This is a genomic window from Stenotrophomonas sp. 3diitr2024 (genome assembly GCF_042136455.1).
GTDB lineage: Bacteria > Pseudomonadota > Gammaproteobacteria > Xanthomonadales > Xanthomonadaceae > Stenotrophomonas > Stenotrophomonas sepilia.
The window spans coordinates 1-4,610 of sequence record NZ_JBHHMJ010000727.1; the positions used below are offsets into that span (position 1 = coordinate 1).

Consider the following 4,610-nt stretch of genomic DNA (forward strand, 5'->3'; position numbering starts at 1 on the left):
GTCAGATCCCTTTTCCGCTGGAAAAGGGATCTGACCCCGGACGTGTCAAAAGTCCCGGATCGCGGGCAACAAAAAACCCGGCCGGGGCCGGGCTTTTGTCTGCAGCCCAACCCCGAAGGGCAGGGCGGCAACGCCGGATCAGGCGGCCTTGAGGGCCTTGATGCGGTCGTTCAGGCGGCTCTTGTGGCGAGCAGCCTTGTTCTTGTGGATCAGGCCACGCGCGCTGAAGCGATCCAGGATCGGCTGGGCAACGGCGAAGGCGGCTTCGGCGCCGGCGGCATCGTTGGCGTCCAGCGCCTTGATCACTTTCTTGACAGCGGTGCGCAGCATCGAGCGCTGAGCCACGTTGCGCGCGTTGCGCACGACGGTCTGCTTGGCGCGCTTCTTGGCGGACTTGATATTGGCCACGGTGGTGGTTTCCTGAAAAAATCGGTGTTATGGGAACAGCAAGCTAGCTAGTATGATGGCGTAAGAAATGCACGTCAAGTCGATTGTCAAGAGGGACGCTGAGTGAGTTCACCCAAGTTGTTGCGGGGCCTGCTGTCGTTCAGCAGCATGACCATGGTCTCGCGCGTTCTCGGACTTGTCCGGGACTTCGTGGTGACCACCACGTTCGGCACCAACGCCATCACTGATGCTTTCTGGGTCGCCTTCAGGGTACCCAATTTCCTGCGGCGTTTGTTCGCCGAAGGGTCTTTCGCCACCGCTTTCGTGCCGGTGTTCACGGAAGTGAAGGAAACCCGCAGCCACGCCGAGCTGCGCGAACTGATGGCCCGCACCGCCGGCACCCTGGGCGGGGTGCTGATGCTGGTCACCGCACTGGCGCTGATCTTCGCGCCGCAGCTGGCCTCGGTCTTCTCCAGTGGCGTTGATACCGACCCGGTCAAGCAGGGCCTGCTGGTCGACCTGTTCCGCCTGACCTTCCCGTTCCTGCTGTTCGTCTCGCTGACCGCACTGGCCGGTGGTGCGCTGAACAGCTTCCAGCGCTTTGCCATGCCGGCGCTGACCCCGGTCATTCTCAACCTGTGCATGATCGCCGGCGCGCTGTGGCTGGCACCGCGGCTGGGCGGCACGCCGGAAAAGCAGATCCTGGCGCTGGGCTGGGCGGTGCTGGCCGCCGGCATCCTGCAGTTGCTGTTCCAGCTGCCCTCGCTGAAGGGCATCAACCTGCTGACCCTGCCGCGCTGGGGCTGGCGCCACCCGGGTGTGCGCAAGGTCATGACGCTGATGGTGCCGACCCTGTTTGGTTCCTCGGTGGCGCAGATCAACCTGCTGCTGGATACGGTGATCGCGGCCAAGCTGACCGACGGCTCGCAGTCGTGGCTGTCGCTGGCTGACCGCTTCCTGGAGCTGCCGCTGGGCGTGTTCGGCGTGGCGCTGGGCACGGTGATCCTGCCGGCGCTGGCCCGCCACCATGTCAGCACCGACCGCGAGGGCTTCTCGCGCTCGCTGGACTGGGGCCTGCGCATGACCCTGCTGATCTCGGTGCCGGCCATGCTGGGCCTGCTGCTGCTGGCCGAGCCGCTGATCGCGACCATCTTCCAGCACGGCCAGTTCAGCGCCTTCGACACCCGCATGACCGCGCTGTCGGTGTATGGCCTGAGCTTCGGCCTGCCGGCATTCGCCCTGCTGAAGGTGGTGCTGCCGGCCTTCTACGCCCGCCAGGACACCAAGACCCCGGTGCGCGCCGGCGTGGCGGCGCTGGTGGCCAACATGGTGTTCAACTTCGCCCTGCTGGCCGTGCTGTACCAGGTGATGGTGCCCGACGCGCTGAAGGCGCAGGGCGTGATGGCGGCCATCGGCAAGCAGCCGGGCCTGCACCTGGCACTGGGCATCGCCAGCGCGCTGTCCAGTTACCTGAACCTGGGCCTGCTCTGGTACTGGCTGGGCAAGACCGATGTCTACCAGCGCCGGCCGGGCTGGGGCGGCTATCTGCTGCGCCTGGTGCTGGCCTGCGCGGCCATGGTTGGCGTGCTGTTGGCCCTGCTGCACTGGCTGCCGGGTTTCTCCGCGATGCGTGTGTGGGAGCGGATCGGTGCCTTGGCGTTGCTGGTCGGCGGCGGCGGCGCGACCTATGCGGTGGCCATGCTGGCGATGGGCTTCCGCCCGCGCGACCTGCGCGGGCATTGATCGCGGCCCGTGGCGGCTATACTTCAGGGTTACACCATTGAAGCGGCGGCCCCGGTCGGGCCGGAACGAGAGTTGATGAGCAGGCTGTTCAGAAGCGTCGAGGGCGGGGAGCTGTTCCCCAACGGAAGCGTGGTCTGTATCGGTGCATTCGACGGCCTCCACCTGGGCCATCGTGCGCTGGTCCGCCACGCGGTCGCCCGCGCGCGCGCCTTGGGCGTGGCCGCAGTGGCCGTGGCATTCGAGCCGCTGCCGCGTGAATTCTTCGCCCAGGGCACGCCGCCGCCGCGGCTGACCCTGGCGCGCAGCAAGGTCGAGATCCTGCGCGAGCTCGGTGTCGATGCGGTCGGCCTGCTGCGCTTCGATGCCGCGATGGCGGCGATGCCGGCCGAGACCTTCGTGCGCCGGTTGCTGGTGCACCGGCTGGGCGCCCGCGAAGTCTGGATCGGGCCGGAGTTCTGCTTCGGCAACCGCCGCCGCGGTGATCTGGCACTGCTGCAGGAGATGGGCGCCGAACTGGGCTTCAGCGCCGGCGAGATTGAAGCGGTGGACCTGCATGGCGAGCGCATCTCCAGCACCCGCATCCGCCAGCTGCTGCAGGGGGGCGATTTCGCCCGCGCCAACGACCTGCTCGGTCGCCCGTATGCGATCAGCGGGCGCGTGGTGCGCGGTCGCCAGCTTGGCCGTACGCTGGGCTTCCCCACCGCCAACCTGCGCTTCCCGAAGACCCCGGCGCTGTCGGGCATCTACGCAACCTGGGTGCACGGCGTGTTCGACCAGCCGTGGCCGTCGGTGTCCAGCTTCGGCACTCGGCCGACGGTGGAGGGCGTGGAGCCGCTGCTGGAAGCCCACCTGTTCGATTTCCAGGGCGACCTGTACGGGCGCCACATCGACGTGGAGTTTGTCGCCAAGCTGCGCGACGAAGAGAAATTCAATGATCTGGCGGCACTGACCGACCAGATGCACCGCGACGCCGAACAGGCGCGCGCCCTCCTTTCCGAACATAGATTGCGAGCCACTGCGTGAGCCAGGACTACAAGACCACCCTGAACCTGCCAGCCACCGAATTCCCGATGCGCGGCGACCTGCCCAAGCGCGAGCCGGGCATTCTGGCGCAGTGGGAAGCGCAGGGGCTCTACCAGCAGCTGCGTGACAACGCCGCCGGCCGCCCGCTGTTCGTGCTGCACGACGGCCCGCCCTACGCCAACGGCCGCATCCACCTGGGCCATGCGGTCAACAAGATCCTGAAGGACATCATCGTCAAGTCGCGCTACCTGGCCGGCTTCGATGCGCCCTATGTGCCGGGCTGGGACTGCCATGGCCTGCCGATCGAGATCGCGGTCGAGAAGAAGTGGGGCAAGGTCGGCACCAAGCTCGATGCGGTTGAATTCCGGCAGAAGTGCCGCGAGTTCGCCGAAGAGCAGATCAACATCCAGCGCGTGGACTTCAAGCGCCTGGGCGTGACCGGCGATTGGGACAACCCGTACAAGACCCTGAGTTTCGACTTCGAAGCCAATGAGATCCGTGCGCTGGCCAAGGTCGTCGCCAACGGTCACCTGGTGCGTGGTGCCAAGCCGGTGTACTGGTGCTTCGACTGTGGCTCGGCACTGGCCGAGGCGGAGATCGAGTACCAGGAAAAGGAATCGCCGGCGATCGACGTGGCCTACGCCGCGCGCGATGCCCAGGCCATCGGCAAGGCGTTCGGTGTGAGCGTGCCGGCCGACGTCGAAGTGGCCGTGCCGATCTGGACCACCACCCCGTGGACGCTGCCGGCCTCGCTGGCGGTGTCGCTTGGCGCGGAAATCAACTATGTGCTGGCCGAAGGCCCGGCCCACAACGGCAAGCGCCGTTGGCTGGTGCTGGCCGCCGCGCTGGCCGAGCGCTCGCTGCAGCGCTACGGCGTCGAGAGCGTCGTGCTGCACGGTGAAACCACCGGTGCGGCGCTGGAGAACCAGCTGCTGGCGCATCCGTTCTATCCGGAGCGCGACATCCCGTTGCTCAATGGCGACCACGTCTCCGACGAGGACGGTACCGGTGCGGTGCACACCGCCCCTGGCCACGGCCAGGAAGACTTCGTGGTCAGCCAGAAGTACGGCCTGCTGGACAAGTACAACGCCGGGCAGGTGACCCCGATCGACGGCCGTGGCGTGTACCTGGAATCGACCCCGCCGGCCGGTGAGGTGGTGCTGGCCGGCCAGCACCTGTGGAAGGCGCAGGAGGCCATCGTCGGCGTGCTGCGCGACAACGGTGCGCTGCTGGCCTTCCACCCGATCCGCCACAGCTATCCGCACTGCTGGCGCCACAAGACACCAGTGGTGTTCCGCGCCACTCCGCAGTGGTTCATCTCGATGGAAACCCCGATCGGCGACGACGAGGATTCCCATCTGGGCGACTTCATCGAGGACACCAACGTGGAGTCCCCGATCGAGAACACCACCAACATCAACTTGTCCGAAACCGTTCGCGACGTGCTGGCCGGCCTC

General features: G+C 66.8%; 4 protein-coding genes. 3 read left to right on the forward strand and 1 reads right to left on the reverse strand.

The window, feature by feature from the left end; all coding sequences use genetic code 11:
* Positions 1-138 precede the first annotated feature (138 nt).
* Positions 139-408 carry a 30S ribosomal protein S20 gene (rpsT, locus tag ABGA94_RS19015; protein WP_005408560.1) on the reverse strand — a complete coding sequence of 90 codons (270 nt, stop codon included), beginning with the start codon at positions 406-408 and terminating at the stop codon, positions 139-141.
* 117 nt (positions 409-525) lie between these two features.
* On the opposite strand from rpsT, the gene murJ reads away from it, so the two are divergent.
* From murJ to ABGA94_RS19030, 3 genes are all read left to right on the forward strand, one after another.
* Positions 526-2,130 carry a murein biosynthesis integral membrane protein MurJ gene (gene murJ, locus ABGA94_RS19020; protein WP_095377769.1) on the forward strand — a complete coding sequence of 535 codons (1,605 nt, stop codon included), beginning with the start codon at positions 526-528 and terminating at the stop codon, positions 2,128-2,130.
* Between the two features lie 75 nt (positions 2,131-2,205).
* On the forward strand, positions 2,206-3,153 hold the full coding sequence (locus ABGA94_RS19025; protein WP_005415707.1) for a bifunctional riboflavin kinase/FAD synthetase: 948 nt from the start codon (positions 2,206-2,208) through the stop codon (positions 3,151-3,153).
* Positions 3,150-4,610: class I tRNA ligase family protein (locus ABGA94_RS19030; RefSeq protein WP_375367927.1), on the forward strand; the 1,461-nt coding region annotated here is incomplete at its 3' end. The genes ABGA94_RS19025 and ABGA94_RS19030, both read left to right, overlap by 4 nt.